This window comes from Variovorax sp. UMC13 (genome assembly GCF_014170375.1).
GTDB lineage: Bacteria > Pseudomonadota > Gammaproteobacteria > Burkholderiales > Burkholderiaceae_C > Variovorax.
In genome coordinates, this window is sequence record NZ_LZZW01000015.1 from 180,811 (window position 1) to 198,152 (window position 17,342).

15 protein-coding genes are annotated in these 17,342 nt (G+C 72.2%); 6 read left to right on the forward strand and 9 right to left on the reverse strand.

Annotated elements, in window-relative coordinates; translation table 11 throughout:
• Positions 1-25 precede the first annotated feature (25 nt).
• From A9977_RS12945 to A9977_RS12955, 3 genes are all read left to right on the forward strand, one after another.
• A complete protein-coding gene (locus A9977_RS12945; protein WP_183025243.1) occupies positions 26-520 on the forward strand; it encodes a DUF6152 family protein in 495 nt (164 codons plus the stop codon).
• 44 nt (positions 521-564) lie between these two features.
• Positions 565-783: a SlyX family protein gene (locus A9977_RS12950; protein WP_183025244.1), complete on the forward strand. Its 219-nt coding sequence runs from the start codon at positions 565-567 to the stop codon at positions 781-783.
• A gap of 307 nt (positions 784-1,090) precedes the next feature.
• Positions 1,091-2,629: an EAL domain-containing protein gene (locus tag A9977_RS12955; RefSeq protein ID WP_183025245.1), complete on the forward strand. Its 1,539-nt coding sequence runs from the start codon at positions 1,091-1,093 to the stop codon at positions 2,627-2,629.
• Between the two features lie 18 nt (positions 2,630-2,647).
• On the opposite strand, the gene A9977_RS12960 is transcribed toward A9977_RS12955, so the two are convergent.
• From A9977_RS12960 to pyrF, 3 genes are all read right to left on the reverse strand, one after another.
• Positions 2,648-3,034, reverse strand: a complete 387-nt coding sequence (locus tag A9977_RS12960) for a winged helix-turn-helix domain-containing protein (protein ID WP_183025246.1) — start codon at positions 3,032-3,034, stop codon at positions 2,648-2,650.
• Between the two features lie 69 nt (positions 3,035-3,103).
• Positions 3,104-4,159, reverse strand: a complete 1,056-nt coding sequence (locus A9977_RS12965; RefSeq protein WP_183025247.1) for a molybdopterin-dependent oxidoreductase — start codon at positions 4,157-4,159, stop codon at positions 3,104-3,106.
• A 99-nt stretch (positions 4,160-4,258) separates the two neighbouring features.
• Positions 4,259-5,083, reverse strand: coding sequence for an orotidine-5'-phosphate decarboxylase (pyrF, locus tag A9977_RS12970; RefSeq protein WP_183025248.1), 825 nt, complete (start codon positions 5,081-5,083; stop codon positions 4,259-4,261).
• A 219-nt stretch (positions 5,084-5,302) separates the two neighbouring features.
• On the opposite strand from pyrF, the gene A9977_RS12975 reads away from it, so the two are divergent.
• Complete coding sequence (locus A9977_RS12975; RefSeq protein WP_183025249.1) at positions 5,303-9,280, forward strand: autotransporter domain-containing protein; 3,978 nt, start codon at positions 5,303-5,305, stop codon at positions 9,278-9,280.
• A gap of 66 nt (positions 9,281-9,346) precedes the next feature.
• Here the strand turns inward: A9977_RS12975 and A9977_RS12980 are convergent, their stop codons facing one another.
• The 3 genes from A9977_RS12980 to tsaB are packed head-to-tail and all read right to left on the reverse strand — an operon-like array spanning position 9,347 to position 11,321.
• Complete coding sequence (locus A9977_RS12980; protein WP_183025250.1) at positions 9,347-10,126, reverse strand: uracil-DNA glycosylase; 780 nt, start codon at positions 10,124-10,126, stop codon at positions 9,347-9,349.
• Positions 10,123-10,623: a ribosomal protein S18-alanine N-acetyltransferase gene (gene rimI, locus A9977_RS12985; RefSeq protein ID WP_183025251.1), complete on the reverse strand. Its 501-nt coding sequence runs from the start codon at positions 10,621-10,623 to the stop codon at positions 10,123-10,125. The genes A9977_RS12980 and rimI overlap by 4 nt, the downstream gene beginning before the upstream one ends.
• On the reverse strand, positions 10,620-11,321 hold the full coding sequence (gene tsaB / locus A9977_RS12990; protein WP_183025252.1) for a tRNA (adenosine(37)-N6)-threonylcarbamoyltransferase complex dimerization subunit type 1 TsaB: 702 nt from the start codon (positions 11,319-11,321) through the stop codon (positions 10,620-10,622). The genes rimI and tsaB overlap by 4 nt, the downstream gene beginning before the upstream one ends.
• A gap of 123 nt (positions 11,322-11,444) precedes the next feature.
• Here tsaB and dacB point away from each other — a divergent pair, with 123 nt between their 5' ends.
• Positions 11,445-12,872 carry a D-alanyl-D-alanine carboxypeptidase/D-alanyl-D-alanine-endopeptidase gene (gene dacB / locus A9977_RS12995; protein ID WP_259651941.1) on the forward strand — a complete coding sequence of 476 codons (1,428 nt, stop codon included), beginning with the start codon at positions 11,445-11,447 and terminating at the stop codon, positions 12,870-12,872.
• 97 nt (positions 12,873-12,969) lie between these two features.
• On the forward strand, positions 12,970-14,571 hold the full coding sequence (locus A9977_RS13000; protein WP_310936127.1) for a prolyl oligopeptidase family serine peptidase: 1,602 nt from the start codon (positions 12,970-12,972) through the stop codon (positions 14,569-14,571).
• A 3-nt stretch (positions 14,572-14,574) separates the two neighbouring features.
• Here the strand turns inward: A9977_RS13000 and A9977_RS13005 are convergent, their stop codons facing one another.
• Genes A9977_RS13005 through purE form a run of 3 tightly spaced genes read right to left on the reverse strand, consistent with a single transcriptional unit; the run spans position 14,575 to position 17,322 of the window.
• Positions 14,575-15,576 (reverse strand): L-threonylcarbamoyladenylate synthase, encoded by a 1,002-nt coding sequence (locus A9977_RS13005; RefSeq protein ID WP_183025254.1) that lies wholly within the window; start codon positions 15,574-15,576, stop codon positions 14,575-14,577.
• A 4-nt stretch (positions 15,577-15,580) separates the two neighbouring features.
• Positions 15,581-16,768, reverse strand: coding sequence for a 5-(carboxyamino)imidazole ribonucleotide synthase (locus A9977_RS13010; protein ID WP_183025255.1), 1,188 nt, complete (start codon positions 16,766-16,768; stop codon positions 15,581-15,583).
• Entirely contained in the window at positions 16,765-17,322 is a 558-nt protein-coding gene (gene purE / locus A9977_RS13015) for a 5-(carboxyamino)imidazole ribonucleotide mutase (protein ID WP_183025256.1), read from the reverse strand. Before purE ends, A9977_RS13010 begins: the two co-directional genes overlap by 4 nt.
• Between the last annotated feature and the right edge of the window lie 20 nt (positions 17,323-17,342).

Sequence of the window (17,342 nt, forward strand, 5' to 3'; positions counted from 1 at the left end):
CCATCCCCGTCCAAGGAGTGCCGCCATGTCGATGTCCCGCCGCCGATTCGCCCTCGTGGCCGCCGCCACGCCCCTTGCCGTGGCACTGGCCACACCCCCCTCCGCCTGGGCCCACCACGGCTGGAGCAGCTTCGACCAGGAAAAGCCGATCTACCTCGAAGGCAGGGTGGTTCAGAGCAAGTGGCAGAACCCGCATGCCGAACTGTTGATCGAGCGGCGCCCCGAGCTCGTGCTGCCGCCCGACCTGAAGCAGCGCCCGCTGCCGGCCCAGAGCGCCGGTGTCGACGGCCCCGGCCTGCTGGCCCGGGCCGCCCTGCCCCGGCGCAAGGACCGGCGGTGGGAACTGGAGCTCGCGCCGCTCACCCGCATGGCGGCGTGGCAGGTGGCGGAGATCAAGGTCGGCGAGACGGTGTCGGCCGTCGGCTTCACCACCAAGGACGAGGCCGGCGAGGCCGTGATGCGCGTGGAGTACCTGTTCGTGGCCGGCAAGGCCTACGGGCTGCGCTCGAGCCCGGTGTGAAGGAGGGGGCGGGGCGCCCGCCGCCCTTCCTGTCCAATACGGCCATGGCACATCCCCGCACCCCCGAACACCGACTCGACGATCTCGAGATCAAGGCCAGCTTCACCGACGACCTGCTCGACCAGCTGAACCTCACGATCTACCGGCAGCAGCAGCAGATCGACAGCCTGTCGCAGCAGCTGATCCAGCTGCGCCGGCAGATGCCCGAGGCGGGTTCGGGCGGCCCCCGGGACCCGGGTGACGAATTGCCGCCACACTATTGACGCCATTTCGCGCGAAAAGAGTTCTTTCCGCCTCATCGGAAGGCCGCATCCTGTGTCAAATGCCCCACCTCCCGCGCCAATGCACACAATTCTTGACATGATCTGATCGAGAATGGCGCCGCCGTGGTGTCGATCGGCGAGGGCGGTGGAGAAAAGGGCGAGGTCCCTTGCCCTGCAGCCGGCGCGGCCGACCGATGCCATCGCCCTGCCTATACCTACAAGACACCTGCTGCACCATGCGCCCTGCATCCTCCTGTCCGGCCGACACCCGCCAGCCTGACATCGCCCTCTTTGCCGGGCACGCTTCATGATGCGAAGGCCGCTCACGCGGACGGTGGTGTCGATGGCCTGCGGCGCGGCGATCGCGATCGCGCTGGCGCTGGCCGTCGGCGAATGGACGGTGCGGCGCCAGCAGTACGCCGATGCGGCCGAAATGGCCGAGACCTACATCGCGCGCTCCGACCAGATCACCTCCGAAGCGGTGGCCGCCCTGGTGGAGATCGACAGCGTCAGGAGCGGCGCCTGCACGGCGGCCGAGGTCTCGCGGCTTCGGCGCATCGTGCTGGCCTCGCGCTACCTGAAGAGTGCCGCGCGGCTGCGCGACGGCGAGATCTACTGCAGCTCCACCGTGGGCGCGATCGACCCGCCGGAGCCGGCGCCGCCGGTCGACGTGGTGAACCAGCAGGGCCAGCGCATGAGCTTCAATGCGCCGCAGGCCGGCGTGCCCGGCGCACGGGCGCTGCTGATGCAGCAGCGCAGCGCGGCCGTCGGCGTCAATGCCCAGGCCTACCTCGAGACGGCGGACCCGCGGCTGGACTATGCGGTGGTCAGCGGCCGCCTGCCGCCGCTGCGCGCCCTGAACTCCGCCGGCCCGCGCCTGCCGCTGGAGGGCGTGACGCTGGAGTCGGGCGAACCGCTCGAGTTGCAGGGCAAGCGTTACGAGGTGCGGTGCTCGAGCGCCCACTCCTCCTGCATCGTGGCGGCGCTGCGCCAGCCCGCGTCGATCCTGCACTCGCCGGTGATGCTCGAGTTCGCCGTCTTCGGCCTGCTGATCGGCCTGAGCGGCGGCTTTGCCGCCAGCATCGCGATCGGACGTTCGAAGTCGCTCGGCAAGCAGCTGCGCCTGGCGATGCGCTCGGGCCAGCTGAAGATCGTCTACCAGCCGATCGTGCGGCTGTCCGACCGCCGCCAGGTCGGCGCCGAGGCCCTGCTGCGCTGGACCGACGCGACCGGCAAGCCGGTCAGCCCCGACGCCTTCATCAGCGCCGCCGAGCACGAAGGCTTCATCGGCCAGGTGACGCGCTTCGTGATCCACCGCGTGCTGGACGAGCTGGGCGAGGACCTGCGCCGGCGCCCCGACTTCCAGGTGACGATCAACGTCGCCGCCAGCGACATCCTCGACAGCGCCTTCCTGCCCTACCTGAGCGCGCGCCTGCAGGAGGCCGGCCTGCCCTCGTCCAGCATCGGGCTCGAGCTCACCGAGCGCACCACGGCCAACAGCCGCGAACTGGGCAAGTCCATCGCCAGGCTGCGCGAGGCCGGCCACAAGGTCTACATCGACGACTTCGGCACCGACTACTCGAGCCTCTCGTACCTCTCGCGGCTGCGGGTGGACGCGATCAAGATCAACCGCACCTTCATGCAGGCCCTGCACGACCAGAGCGACAAGGACACCATCGCGCCGCAGATCGTGGCCATGGCCGAGGTGCTGGGCCTGAGCATCGTGATCGAGGGCATCGAGGAAGAGCAGCAGGCCGCGTACTTCCTGGCGCTGGCGCCGCAGGCGATGGCGCAGGGCTGGCTGTTCAGCAAGCCGGTCGAGTCGGGGCGGCTGTTCACCGCCTGAGGCGGCAGGCGCCTCGCCTCAGCCCTTGTCGGGGCCGAACAGCGCGGTGAGCGAACGGATCTCCGCCGCGCAGGCGGCCGCGGCCCGGGCTTCGATGGCGCGGTAGTGCTCGATCACCTGCAGGCCCACCGGCGTCAGGATGCTGCCGCCGCCGTTGCCGCCGCCCTTGCCGGACTCGACCGCCGGCGCCTTCAGGGCGGTGTTGAGCTCGTTGACCAGCACCCAGGCGCGGCGATAAGACATGTCGATGCGCTTGGCGGCGGCGGTCAGTGAGCCGGTCTCCAGGATCGCCTCGAGCAATTGCACCTTGCCGGGGCCGATCGCGATCGCGTCGCCCACCGTGATGCGCATGCGAAAGCGGAACTCGGGCCGGGCAGGCGGTGCGGGGGAAGGCGAAGTGGACATGGGCGCGGGGCAGGTTTCGTCGGCGTGGCGCCGAGGTTACTCCTCCGCCCGCTGCCGCGGCGGCACGGCTCAGGGTGCGGACGGCGCCGCGAAGACCTCGATCGCCACCAGGTTCGAGACCGAGCGGCTGGCCTTGAGGTCGCCCGGCACCACCAGCCGCGCGACGCCCCTGGCGCCCAGCGGCGCGCCGTTGAGTTCGTAGGCCACCAGCGCCGGCTTGTTGCCGAAGCCCGGATCGATCTCGCCCAGCGACACGGTCGCGCGGTAGCCGTCGCTGCCGGTGGCCACCGCGTACATGGCGAGCGACGCGTTCTTCGAGCCCGGCGGCACGCTCAGGCCGAGGGTGTTGTTTAGCAGCGTCCAGAGGCTCACGCCGACGTAGGTGTCGGTGCCCACCACCTGCGTCGTGGGCGCCAGCTTCTGCAGGGCCGCCAGGTCGAACTGCACCGGCGCGCCGACGACCGCGCCGGACACCGCGAAGCCGCTCGAGATGCCGCCGCCGCTGCCCACCGCCGTCGCCGCCGACGCGGCCACGTCCAGGCGCACCAGGTTCGACACGTAGCGCCCGCCCTTGACGTCGCCCGGGGCGGTGACGCGGAACGGGCCGTCGGCCGCGCTCAGCGGCACCGCGGTGCCCGAGGCGGTGTCGGCGTACGCGACCGTGCTGCCCTTGCGGCCGAAATCGGGGTTGAGCTCGCCCAGCGCGAAGACCACCTTGTAGCCGTCGGCGCCGGTGGCCAGCACGTAGCGGCTCAGCAGGTCGTTCTTGCGCGCCGGGTCGGCCTGCAGGCCGGCGTCGACGAGCAGCGACCACAGGTCGACGCCGACGTAGCTGCGCGTCTGGGCGCCGCTGCCGCTGCTGTAGGCCACCGACTGCGGGACCGCGGGGCGCGCCGACAGCGCCGCCACGTCGAGCCTGGCCGGATGGTCGACCGCGCCGCCGAGCTGGAAGCTCGCCGCCGGTGCGGGTTCAGGCTGGGGCGCCGGATCGGGCGTCGGCGCGGTCGGCTGCACCGGCGCGGCCGTGAAGCCGCCACCGTGGTTGCCGCCACCGCAGCCGCCCAGCAGCAGCATCAGGGCCGCAGCGGCGCCAGCGGAAATCAGAAGAGAAGGGGCCCTGCGCATGTCGTCGGTCTCCTGCAAGCGTTGTATTCATTCTGACATAACGCTTCGGGAGCAACGGCTGCGGCGCGACGGGTGCGCGCCTGCGCGGGAAAGTGGCGCTCAGCCCTTGGCGGCCTCGAGCCCGTCGCGGGTGCGCATCGCCTCGCGCCGGGCCGCGTCGGCGAAATCGTCGCCGTCCGAGGCGTAGCAGATCGCGCGCGAGGAGTTGACGATGATCGGCGCGTCGGCGCGCCAGCCGGCACGCACCGTCGCGACCGCATCGCCGCCCTGGGCGCCGACGCCCGGGATCAGCAGCGGCACGGTGGGCGCGAGCTCGCGCACGCGCTCGATCTCGGCCGGGTAGGTGGCGCCCACCACCAGGCCGAGCTGGCCGTTGAGGTTCCACGGGCCTTGCGCCAGCCGCGCGACATGCTCGTACAGCAGGGGCTCGCCCTCGACGCTGGCCAGGCGCTGGCCCTGCAGGTCGGCACCACCCGGGTTGCTGGTGCGGCACAGCAGGAAGGCGCCCTTGCCCTGGTACTTGAGGTAGGGGGCGACCGAATCGAAGCCCATGAAGGGCGACAGCGTGACCGCATCGGCGCCGTAGCGCTCGAAGGCCTCGATCGCGTACTGCTCGGCGGTGGAGCCGATGTCGCCGCGCTTGGCGTCCAGGATGATCGGCACCTGCGGCGCGACGCGGCGGATGTGCTCCATCAGCCGCTCCAGCTGGCCCTCGGCGCGGTGGGCCGCGAAGTAGGCGATCTGCGGCTTGAAGGCGATCGCCAGGTCGGCGGTCGCGTCGACGATGCGGGCGCAGAAATCGTAGATCTTGTTGGCGTCGCCCTTGAGGCGGGCCGGGAAGCGGGTCGGTTCGGGATCGAGCCCCACGCACAGGAGAGAGCGGTTCTGCAGTTCCGCGGCGCGCAGTTGTTCGATGAAAGTCATGGCGGGAATTTTAGGTGCCCGGTGGCACGCCCCTGCGCCCGGCCGGCACGCACGCCGCCTGCGAGCCCGCCACGGCGGGCAGGCCGCGCGCCTCGTGGCGGATTTTCACCATCAGTTGGCAGAAAGGACGCCCTCTTCTGGGGCAGACCCTCTGGCGCCCAAACGTATCAATAAGTCACAATTATTTCCTTTTGTGAGACAAATGGAAGTTTCCGACCTATGAACCGCATCCACCGCACCGTCCTCAACCGCGCGCTCAACGTCTGCCAGGCCGTGTCCGAAGTCGCTTCGGGCGGACGCGGCGGCGCCGACGCCAGCGCCTCGGCCACGGCCTTGGGCAGCCATTCCGGCGCCAGGCTGTCCACGCTGGCGGGTGCCTGTGTGCTGGCGTTGGCGGCGATGGGCGCGGGCCACGCCCGGGCGGCCGGCCCGGTGGATGTGCTGGCTGGAACCGACCAGGTCTTCACCGGCAGCGACAGCGCCGACGGCCTGGTGATCAACGTGGCGCCGCGGCCCGTGCCCGAGGCCTGCATCAACAGCGGCTTCCTGCAGTTCAAGGACAACAGTTCGGTCGGAAACGCCACGGTGAACAACCAGGGCTCGGTCGAATTGCGCGACAACGCAAATGCGGGCAGCGCGCGCATCACGAACAGCGGCGGCGGCGGTACCGTGTTCTGGGAAAACACCACAGCCGGCACGGCGCAGATCCTCAACAAGGCTGGCGGCGAAACCCTGTTCTGGTACGACAGCTCGGCTGGCAACGCCACGCTGACCAACGAAGCCGGCGGCACCGTCGGGTTCTATGACAGCAGTTCGGGCGCCACCGCCACGGTGATCAACCAGGCTGGCGGCACGGTCGACATCCGCTCCATGACCTTGCCTGGTGTCGCCATCGGCTCGCTGCAGGGCGACGGCCGCGTGCGGCTGGGCAGCAAGGCCCTGACCTTCGGCAGTCTGGACTCCGTCAGCAGCCGCACCACCATCGGTGGCGTGATTTCAGGCAACGGCGGTTCGCTGGTGAAGACCGGTGCCGGCACGACGACGCTGACCGGCGTCAATACCTATACCGGCGGCACCACGGTGAACGGCGGCGTGCTCTCGGCGGGCGTGACGGGCGCGCTGGGCAGCGGGCCGGTGGCGGTCAACGCCGGGGGTTTCCTGCGCTTCGAAAGCAACGCCAGCGCCGAGAACCTTGTGATCAACGTGGCCGCACGCCCCGTGCCCGAGGCCGGCATCAACCAGGGCTTCCTGCAGTTCGCAGAAGACAGTTCTGTCGGCAACGCGACGGTGAACAACCAGGGCTCGTTCGAACTGCGCAACAACGCGAGCGCGGGCAGCGCCCGCATCACGAACAGCGGCGGTGGCGGTACCGTGTTCTGGGAAAACACCACGGCCGGCACGGCGCAGATCCTCAACAAGGCTGGCAGCGAAACCCTGTTCTGGGACAGCAGCTCGGCCGGCAATGCCACGCTGACCAACGAAGCCGGCGGCACCGTCGGGTTCTGGGACAACAGCTCGGGCGCCACCGCCACCGTGATCAACCAGGCCGGCGGTACCGTCGACATCCGCTCCATGACCTTGCCTGGCGTCGCCATCGGCTCGCTGCAGGGCGACGGCCGCGTGCGGCTGGGCGACAAGACCCTGACCCTCGGCGGCCTGAACACCGACACCACCATCGGCGGCGTGATCTCGGGGACGCGCGGCGCGCTGGTGAAGATCGGCACCGGCACCACCACGCTGACCGGCATCAACACCTACACCGGCGGCACCACTGTCAATGGCGGCATGATCGCCGTCGGTACGACGGGCGCGCTGGGCAGCGGCCCCGTGGCGGTCAATGCCAACGGCGGCTTGCGCTTCGACAGCAACACCAGCGCCGGCGACCTGGTGATCAACGTGGCGGCACGGCCAGTGCCGGAAGCGGGCATCAACCAGGGCTTCCTGCAGTTCGTCGGCAACAGCTCGGTCGGCAACGCCACGGTGAACAACCAGGGCTCGTTCGAGTTGCGCGACAACGCAAGCGCGGGCAGCGCGCGCATCACGAACAGCGGCGGCGGCGGTACCGTGTTCTGGGAAAACACCACGGCCGGCACGGCGCAGATCCTCAACAAGGCCGGCAGCGAAACCCTGTTCTGGGACAACAGCTCGGCCGGCACTGCCACGCTGACCAACGAAGCCGGCGGCACCGTCGGGTTCTGGGACAACAGCTCGGGCGCCGCCGCCACCGTGATCAACCAGGCCGGCGGCACCGTCGACATTCGCTCGATGAGCACCGCCGGCGTGGCCATCGGCTCGCTGCAGGGCGACGGCCGCGTGCGGCTGGGCAACAAGACCCTGACCTTGGGCGGCCTGAACACCAGCACCACCATCGGTGGCGTGATCGCCGGCACCGCCGCAGGCGGCGCACTGGTCAAGGTCGGCACCGGCACGCTCACGCTGACCGGCACCAACACCTACGCCGGCGGCACCACCATCAGCGGCGGCACGCTGGTGGGCCATGTGAACAGCTTCGGCACCGGCGCGATCGTCGACAACGCGGCGCTGGTGATCGACCAGGCGAGCGACGGCACGCTGGCCAATGCGCTGTCGGGCAGCGGCAACCTGAGCAAGACGGGCGCCGGCGTGGTGCGCTACACCGGCGACGGCTCGGCCTTCACCGGCAGCACGCAGATCCTCGGCGGCACGCTGCTGATCGACAGCGTGCTGGGCGGCAGCACCAGCATCGGCGACAAGGCCGTGCTGCAGGGCACGGGCACGCTGGGCAGCACCACGCTGCTGGCCGGCGCGACGGTGGCCCCCGCTGGCAGTGGCATCGGGACGCTCCAGATCAACGGCGACCTGCGCTTCGACGCCAATGCCAAGTACCAGGTGCAGGCCGCGGCCGATGGCCGCAGCGACCTGATCCGCGTGAGCGGCACCGCCACGCTGGGCGGCGCCTCGGTCGTCGTGCTGGCAGCCGACGGCAGCTGGAACCCCGTGACGCGCTACACCATCCTCAGTGCCGGATCGCGCGTGGGCACCTTCGGCGGCGTGTCCTCGAACTTCGCCTTCCTCACGCCGGTGCTGAGCTACACCGCGCAGGACGTGCTGCTGGGCCTGACGCGCAACGACCTGCGCTTCGACAGCGTCGGCGTCACGGCCAACCAGCGCGCCAGCGGCGGCGCGATCGACAGCGTGCGCACCGGCGCGCTCTACAACGCGGTGGTGCAGCTCGATGCGCCGACCGCGCGCAGCGCCTTCGACCAGCTCTCGGGCGAACTGCACGCCTCGGTCAAGTCGGCCGCCATCGAGGACAGCCGCTTCGTGCGCGAGGCCGGCCTCGACCGCGCGCGCCAGTCGCTGGGCGGCGTGGCCGCGGCCGACGACCTGGCGGGCCGCGGCGGCCTCTGGGTGCGCGCGCTGCGCTCGCTGGGCAGCAACGCCAGCGACGGCAATGCGGGCAGCATCGACCGCGACACCACCGGCCTGCTGGTCGGCGCCGACACCGCGCTGGGCAGCGACGCCCGCGTGGGCGTGATCGGCGGCTACACCCGCGGGCGCACCGCGCTGGCCGCACGCGCCTCCTCGGCCGAGAGCGACACCTACCACCTGGGGGCCTACGGCGCCAAGCAGTGGGGTGCGCTGGGCCTGCGCGCCGGCGCCAGCTACAGCCTCAGCCAGGTCGAGACGCAGCGCCAGGTCGGCTTCACCGGCTTCTCCGACCGGCTCAAGGGCGACTACGACGCCAAGGCGCTGCAGGTCTTCGGCGAGCTGGGCTGGGCCCTGCCGGCCGGCGGCGGCCTGCTGGAGCCCTTCGCGGGCCTGGCGCATGTGCGGCTGAAGACCGACGGCTTCACCGAATCCGGTGGCGCGGCCGCGCTCGGCGTGGCCGGCGACACCACCAGTACCAGCTTCAGCACCCTGGGCCTGCGCGCCAGCAACGCGGTCGCCCTGGGCGGCCTGCAGGCGACGCTGCGCGGCATGGTCGGCTGGCGCCATGCCTTCGGCGACACCACGCCGACGTCGTCGGCCGCCTTCGCGGGCGCCTCGGCCTTCAACGTGGCCGGCGTGCCGATCGGCAAGGACGTGGCGGTGCTGGAAGGCGGTCTCGACTTCGCCCTGCAGCGCAACCTGACGCTGGGCGTGTCGTACAGCGGCCAGGTCGGCAGCGGCGTGGAAGACCACGGCGTGCGGGCCAACCTGCTTTGGAAGTTCTGACGCCGCGCTGAGCGCCCGGCATCGGCCTGGAAGGCGACACGGCGCAGGCCGTGTCGCCTTCGTCGTTCAGGCCTGCGCCAGCTGCGCCGCCGCCAGGCAGAGGTCGGCCCAGGCGCGGGCCTTGTCGGCCGGGTTGCGCAGCAGGTAGGCCGGGTGGTAGGTGGCCACCACCGGCAGGCCGCCCCAGGCCGCCATCGGCACGGCACGGCCGCGCAGCCTGCCCAGCGGGTCGCTGCTCTGCAGCAGGCTCTGCGCGGCCAGCGGGCCCATGGCCAGCACCACGCGCGGCGCCAGCGCCTGCGCGTGGGTCGCGAAACTCTCGTCCAGCGGACTCGGGCTGCCGTCGCGGCCGGAGGCGACGCCGCGGTGGGTGCGCATCAGGTGCACCGGCCGCTCGCCGCCCTGCAGTTGCAGCGCGCGCAGCATGTTGTCGAGCAGCCGGCCGGCGTCGCCCGCGAAGGGTTCGCCGTGGCGGCCGTCGGCCTCGGGCGGCATGTCGGCCACGATGAGCCAGCCGCCGCCCGGCGAGGCCACGCCGCCATGCAGCAGCCGCGGCGCCTCGACCAGCACGGCGGCGCCGTGGGGGCGCGCGGCCGGTGCGGCGGCCGGGGCCGGGGTCGGGGCCGGCACGGCCGGCGCACGCACCGGGGCCGGCGGCGCGACCGGCGCGGCCATCGGCGCCGGGGCTTCGCGCGCGGTGCGGGCGGGTGCCGGCACCTCGGCCACGGCGGCGGACACGGTCTCGGCCGCCGCCGGCGCGGCGCTGGGCCACCAGACCTTGATGCCCATTTCGTCGAGCATGGCGCGCTGGCGCGCATCGAGGTTCATCGTTGATCCAGTGTTCATGCCGTCAATCCGCCCCAGGCGCTGGTGGGTTCGTCCAGGCGCAGGCTCATCACCACCGCGTCCTCGCGGCCGCCGAAGGCCGGGTAGTAGCCCTTGCGCACGCCGACGCGGCGAAAGCCGTGGTGTTCGTAGATGTGCAGCGCGCGCGCGTTGCTCACGCGCACCTCGAGCCACAGCCATTGCGCGTTCTGGCCGCGCGACCAGCCGGCCAGCGCCTCGAGCATCAGCAGGGCCCAGCCCTGGCGCTGGAACTCGGGCGCCACCGTGATGTTGAGCAGGTGCACCTCGTCGACGCCCTTCATGGCCACGAAGTAGCCGATCACGGTCTCGCCGCCCATCAGCAGCTGGCAGCGGTAGCCCGCGGCCATCGAATCGATGAAGTTGGCATGGGTCCAGGGGTGGGTGTAGGCCTGCTTCTCGATCGCGCAGACCGCCGGCAGCCGCTCGACGCTCATGGCGTCGAAGCGGGCTTCGAGGGGCTGCAGGACGGCACTCATGGCGTGGGCGTGGCTTGCTGCTGCGCGGCCTTGAGGGCCGCGCGTTCTTCGGTGGTCTGCGCCACTTTATCGCGAACGTAGAGCGGTGCGGCATCGGCCGGCGCCACCGCGCGGCCGGCCGCCATCAGCGCCGGCGCGAGCCGCAGCAGGGCCTCGGCGGTGGGCAGCACCTCGTGCCGCATAAGCGCGGGCAGCCGCATGCCATAGGCCGCGAAGGCGTTGCCGGCCAGCACCCAGTCTTCGGCTGCGGCCACGGCCTCGGGCGCCAGCAGTTCCGCTTCGACGGGGGCATCGATGGGCGCGCCGAAGTCGTAGCGCGCGGCATAGACCTGGTCCATGCGCGCATCGAGCAGCGCCACCACGCGCTGCGCGCCGAAACGGTGGCGGGCCTCCTCGGCCACGGCCTGCAGCGTGTCGACCGGCAGCAGCGGCACGCCGGCGCCGAAGCCCAGGCCCTGCGCCACTGCGCAGGCTGTGCGCAGGCCGGTAAAGGAACCGGGGCCGCGGCCGAAGGCGATGGCGTCGAGGTCGGCCAGCGCCAGGCCGGCGTCGGCCAGCAATTGGCGGATCAGCGGGATCAAGGTGGCCGAGGCCTGCGCGCCGCCCACACCGCTGTGGGCGAACACGCGCGCGCCGTGGCGCACGGCCACGCTCAGCGTGTCGGTGCTGGTGTCGAAGGCGAGCAGCTTGTCAGCCATGGGCCGCGTCGGTCGTGAAAGCAGAAGGTCGGAAGGCGGCGGGCATCCCCCGATTATCCCGGTGCCGCGCCGCGGCCGCCGTGATGGGGGCAAGCGGCGATGGCACGCCGGGATAATGGACCGATGCCTCGTCCCGTCCTGCCCCGCGCCCGCTCTGCCCTCTGCCTCGCCGCCCTCACGGCTCTGCTGCCCCTGGCCGCCGCCGCCCAGGCGCTGCCGCCCGAGGTCGAGGCCGCGCTGGCGCGCGCCAAGGTGCCGCGCGAGGCCGTGACCCTGCTGGTGGCCGACGCCGACGGCGTGCGGCCGCCGCGCCTGGCCTGGCGCACCCAGGTGCCGGTGAACCCGGCCTCGATCATGAAGCTGGTCACCACCTACGCCGGACTCGACCTGCTGGGGCCGGCCTACACCTGGAACACGCCGGTCTACATCGACGGCCCGATCCGCAACGGCGTGCTCGAGGGCAACCTCTACATCCGCGGCCAGGGCGATCCCAAGCTGGTGATCGAGCGGCTGTGGTTGCTGATGCGGCGGGTGCAGGGCCTGGGCATCCAGAGCATCGCCGGCGACATCGTGCTCGACCGCAGCGCCTTCGACACGCCGGAAACCGATCCCTCCGCCTTCGACGGCGAGGGCCTGCGCCCCTACAACGCGGCGCCCGACGCGCTGCTGGTCAACTTCAAGTCGGTGGTCATGAGCTTCCAGCCCAACCGCGCGAACTCGACCGCGCAGGTGAGCTTCGACCCGCCGCTGCTGGGCGTGGCGATGCAGTCCACGCTGCCGCTGTCGGCCGGCGAATGCGGCGACTGGCGCACGACGATCGGTGCCGAGGTGGCCGACCCGGCGCGCATCGGCTTCACCGGCAGCTACCCGGCGGCCTGCGGCGAGAAGAGCTGGGCCGTGGCCTATGCCGACCCGGGCCGCTACGCGGCGCGCGCGATCGGCGGCCTCTGGACCGAGATGGGCCATCCCCTCAAGGGCCAGGTGCGCGACGGGCGCGTGCCGCCCGAGCTCAAGCCGGTCTTCGAGCTCAGCTCGCCGCCGCTGGCCGAGGTGATCCGCGACATCAACAAGTACAGCAACAACGTGATGGCGCAGCAGCTGTTCCTCACGCTGGGCCTGCAGCAGAAGAAGCGCGGCTCGCTCGAGGCCTCGCGCAGCGCGATCCGCCAATGGTGGAACGACCGCATCGGCACCGGCGAAGGCCAGCCGGTGTTCGACAACGGCTCGGGGCTGTCGCGCGACGAGCGCATCAGCGCCGCGGCACTGGCCAAGATGCTGCAGGTGGCCTGGCGCTCGCCGGTGATGCCCGAGCTGATGTCCTCGCTGCCGGCCTCGGGCGTGGACGGCACCCTGCGCAGGCGCGCGCTGCGCTCGGGCGGCGCGGCCCACCTCAAGACCGGCACGCTGCGCGACGCGGCCGGCGTGGCCGGCTACGTGCACGGCGCCAGCGGACGGCGCTACGTGCTGGTGGCGATCGCCAACCACGGCAATGCGGCCGCGGCGCGGCCAGCCTTCGACGCGCTGGTGGACTGGGCCACGCAGGACAACTGAGCGGCGCCGCGGCGCAGGCAAACCCCATTGCATCGGGCGCGGAGCGCTGAACAGAATCGGACGGTCGTTCGATTCCATTCAACGCAGGAGACACACCGTGCAAAAACAACATCTCTCCACCCCGCTGCGCCACGCAGCGGCCCTCGCGGGCCTCGCGCTGCTGCTCGCGGCCTGCGGCGGCAGCGACGGGGACAGCAGCGTCGCCGTGACGCCGCCGGCCCCCCCGCCCGCGCCGGCGCCCGCGCCGCCGCCCGTCGCCGACACGGGCCGGGGTTCGGTGGTCGCCCCGCCCGAACAGGCGGCCAAGCTCTCGGCCGCCGACTTCACGGCCAGCCTGCAGGGCAGTGCCCAGGGCGGCGCGGTGCTGCAGGTGGCGGGCACGCCCAAGTGCGGCGTCGACACGCGCTACCTCGAGTACCGCACCATCGGTGCCAAGAACGAAGCCACCAACGCCACCGCCGCAGTGATGGTGCCCACGGGCACCGACGCGGCCTGCAGCGGCAAGCGGCCGGTGCTGCTCTATGCGCACGGCACCACGGCGGACCGCAGCTACAACCTCGCCAAGTGGACCGACAGCACCCAGGCGGCGGCCGGCGAAGGCCTGCTGGTCGCGGCCACCTTCGCGGCCCAGGGCTTCATCGTGGTGGCGCCCAACTACGCGGGCTACGACAAGTCGACGCTGCCCTACCACCCCTACCTCAACGGCGACCAGCAGGGCAAGGACATGGTGGATGCGCTCACCGCCGCCCGCAAGACCTTCGCCACCATCGGCGCCAGCGATGCCGGCACGCTGTTCGTCAGCGGCTACTCGCAGGGCGGCTACGTGGCCATGGCGGCCCACCGCGAGCTGCAGGCCACGGGCCAGGCGGTGACGGCCTCGGCACCGCTGTCGGCGCCCTCGGCCATCAGCCTGCTGACCGACTACACCTTCCAGGGCTGGCCGGCGCTGGGTGCGACGCTGTTCGTGCCGCTGCTGTCGACCAGCTGGCAGCAGCAGTTCGGCAACGTCTACGCCACCCCCGCCGACGTCTACGAAGCGGCCTACGCCACCGGCATCGACACCCTGCTGCCCAGCCTGTCGCCCAACACGCTGTTCAGCTCGGGCAAGCTGCCGCAGCTGGCGCTGTTCCCGGCCGGCGCCTCGCCGGGACCGGTCGACCCCTCGTTGTCGATCTTCTACGGCGCCAACAACCTGGTGCGCCAGAGCTACCTGACGCAGGCGGCCGGCGACATCCAGGCCAACCCCTGCCCCGGCAATGCGCTGCCGCCCACGCTGGTGTCGCTGGGCACGGCGACGCCGCTGGGCTGCACGCCGTCCACGGGCTTCCGCAAGGCGGCGGTGGCGAACGACCTGCGCAACTGGACGCCGACCCGGCCGGTGCTGATGTGCGGCGGCGCCAACGACCCGACGGTGAACTTCGTGAGCACCCGCGCGACGCTCGGCTATTTCCTCGCCAAGGGCGTGCCGTCCGCTGCGCTGACGATGGTGGACCTGGAGGAATCGGCCGCGAGCGACGCCTACGCGCCCGCGCGCGCCGGCTTCGCGCAGGCCAAGGCCTCGCTGGCGGCGAACACCGTGGGCACGCCGAGCGAGAAGGCCCAGGCGGTCACGCTGGCCTACCACGGCTCGCTGGTGCCGCCCTTCTGCCTGGCCACGGCCCGCGGCTTCTTCCAGGGCGTGCTGGCTGCGGGCAGTTGAGCGTCAGGCGGCTGCGGCGCGCTGCAGCCGGTCCTTCACGCCTTCCCACTCGGGCGTGTCGGGCGGGGTCTCGACCCAGATCAGCTTGACGCCCTCGGTGTCGAACTCGCGCAGCACCGCGAACAGCTGCTGGGCCGCGGCCGCCGCGTCGTCGGGCATGCGCCGCTGCACCACCCGCTGCGAGCGGTGCTTGAGCGGCGTGCGCGACCAGACGGCGATGTGCGCGGCCTGGGCGCCGAGCACGTCGAGCGCGGCCTGCAGGGCGCGCGCGTCCATCAGCCGCAGCTTGGCCTCGGGCGCGTAGTGCGCGGCCAGCGTGCCCGAGGCGCGCGGGTCGGGCGCGGCCAGGTCGTGCTTGTCGCGCAGGGCTTCGCCGCAGGCGGCCTCGATCTGGTCGCGGGTGATCGCGCCGGGCCGCAGCAGCACCGGGGCGCCGCGGCTGCAGTCGACGATGGTCGACTCGATGCCCACCGCGCAGGGGCCGCCGTCGACCACCATCAGCGTCTCGCCGAACTCGGCGTGCACATGCTGGGCGGTGGTCGGGCTCACGCGGCCGAAGCGGTTGGCGCTGGGGCCGGACAGGCCGAGCACGCCCTGCGCGGCGCAGGCCTCGAGCAGCGCCTGCGCCACCGGGTGCGCGGGGCAGCGCAGGCCGATGGTGTCCTGCCCGCCGGCCGAGGCCGTGGCGACGCCGGGCTGGCGCGTGACGATCAGGGTCAGCGGGCCGGGCCAGAAGGCCAGCACCAGCTTCTCGGCAAAGGCCGGCAGCGGCTGCGCGAAGTACGACAGCGCCTCGGTGCCCTTGGGGCCTGCCGGCACGTGGACGATCAGCGGATGGTCCGCCGGGCGGCCCTTGGCGCGGAAGATGCCGGTCACGGCCGCGTCGCTGCCGGCGTCGGCGCCCAGGCCGTAGACGGTCTCGGTCGGGAAGGCCACCAGGCCGCCCGCGCGCAATTGCACCGCCGCGGCGGCGATGGCGTCGGGGGAATGGCCGTCGACGATCATGGGTTCATTCCGAAAGCGGGATGGGCAGGCCCAGCACCGCGGCGGCGAAGTCGGCGGTGGCGCGCACCGTGGCGATGTCGGCGCCGGTGATGTTCAGGTGGCCCATCTTGCGCCCACGCCGCGCCGCGGTCTTGCCGTAGAGGTGCAGGTGGGTGCCGGGCAGCGCCAGCACGTCGGCCCAGGGCGGCTCGGTCGGCATGGCGTCGTCGCCGTCCTCGAACCAGAGGTCGCCCAGCAGGTTGAGCATCAGTGCCGGGCTGTGCTGGCGCGGCGCGGTCAGCGGCAGGCCGGCCAGGGTGCGCACCTGGAGCTCGAACTGCGACACGTCGCTGGCGTCCATCGACCAGTGGCCGCTGTTGTGCGGGCGCGGCGCCATCTCGTTGACCACCATCGCGCCGTCGGCCAGCACGAAGTACTCGACGCACAGCACGCCCACGTAGGCCAGGCCCTCGGCGATCGAGCGGGTCGAGGCGATCGCGCGCTCGGCCAGCGCGGCCGGCATGTTGTCCGGGTGCACCTCGGTCACGGCCAGGATGCCGTCACGGTGCAGGTTGCGCTGGGGCGGCAGGTGGACCATCTGGCCGTCATGGCCGCGCGCCACGATCACCGAGCACTCGAAGTCCAGCGGCAGCAGCTTCTCGAGCACGCAGGGCACGCCGCCGGTGGCTTCCCAGGCGGCGGCCAGCTGCGCGCGCGTGGCGACGCGCTGCTGGCCCTTGCCGTCGTAGCCCAGGCGCGCGGTCTTGAGGATGCCGGGCAGAAGTTCGTCGGCGACCGCGTCCAGCTGGGCTGCGGTCTCGATCACCGCGTGCGGCGCGCAGGCCACGCCGCAGCGGATGAAGTGCGCCTTCTCGCGGATGCGGTCCTGCGCGATCGCCACGGCGGCGGCGCCGGGCGCCACTGGCCGGGCCGCGGCCAGGTGCTCGAGCGAGGGCGCGGGCACGTTCTCGAATTCGGTGGTGATGGCCTCGGCCAGGCCGGCCAGCCGGGCCAGGCCCGCGACGTCGGTGTAGTCGGCGTGGACGTGGTGGTGGCTCACGCGGCCGGCCGGGCTGTCGGCATCGGGGTCGAGCACCGCCGTGAAGTAGCCCATGCGCTGGGCCGTCTGGGCGAACATGCGGCCGAGCTGGCCGCCGCCGAGCACGCCCAGCGTGCTGCCGGGCCGCAGGTAGGGCGTGACGGCGTCGCTCACAGCGCGCCCCCGCCCTGGGGCGAGAAGGGCGACACGGCCGGCGCCACGGGCGCGCCGGCCTCGGGCGGCGGCAGCGTCATGGCCTGGGCGGCCGCGGTCTGGGCCGTGCGGAAGGTGTCGAGCTGGGTGCGCAGCCGCGGATTGCCCACCGCCAGCATGGCGATCGCGAACAGCGCCGCGTTGGCCGCGCCGGCGTTGCCGATGGCGAAGGTCGCGACCGGCACGCCCTTGGGCATCTGCACGATGCTGTAGAGCGAATCGACGCCCTGCAGGTGGCGGCTGGCCACCGGCACGCCCAGCACCGGCACCGTGGTCTTGGCCGCCAGCATGCCCGGCAGGTGGGCCGCGCCGCCGGCGCCGGCGATGATCGCGGCCAGCCCGCGCGGGGCCGCGCTCTCGGCGTAGGCGAAGAGTTCGTCCGGCATGCGGTGGGCCGAGACCACCCGTGCTTCGTGGGCGATGCCGAATTGCTGGAGAATCTCGACCGCGTGACGCATCGTCTCCCAGTCGGAGTTCGATCCCATCACCACGCCGACCTGAATAGTTTGGTTCATGGTCGCAATTTTACGTTTTG